This window comes from Mycobacterium sp. Soil_C_30, from assembly GCF_057656995.1.
Genome location: NZ_JBDGJH010000058.1, coordinates 1 through 590 on the forward strand (window position 1 = coordinate 1; position 590 = coordinate 590).

1 pseudogene is annotated in these 590 nt (G+C 66.4%); it reads right to left on the bottom strand.

From position 1 onward, the window contains the following. Positions 1-590: pseudogene (locus AC3A6P_RS36100) on the bottom strand (malate synthase G); the annotation flags it as partial.

Genomic DNA, 590 nt, shown 5'->3' on the forward strand with positions numbered 1-590 from the left:
GCGGCTGCTTTGTATTCGCGGCGGCGGCGGTGCAGGATCGGTTCGGTGTAGCCGTTGGGTTGTGCGCCGCCTTCGAGGATGAGTTCTTGGGCGGCTTGGAAGGCGATGTTGGTGTCGAAGTCGGGTGCCATGGGGTGGTAGGTGGGGTCGCCGTCGTTTTGGCGGTCCACCACCGGGGCCATGCGTTGCAGGCTGGTGCGGATGTCGTCGGCGGTGATGACGCCGTGGCGTAGCCAGTTGGCCAGCAGTTGGCTGGAGATGCGTAGGGTGGCGCGGTCTTCCATCAGGGCGACGTCGTGGATGTCGGGGACTTTGGAGCAGCCCACGCCCTGGTCGATCCAGCGCACGACGTAGCCGAGGATGGATTGGCAGTTGTTGTCGACTTCTTGGTGGATCTCGTCGGGGGCCCAGGTCAGCGAGGAGTCGGCCAGGGGGAGGGTGAGCAGTTCGTCGAGGGTGGTGCGGGTCTGGCCTTCGAGGTCTTTCTGGACGGCGAAGACGTCGACCTGGTGGTAGTGCAGGGCGTGCAGGGTGGCCGCGGTGGGGGAGGGCACCCAGGCCGTGGTCGCACCGGACTTGGGCTGGCCGAT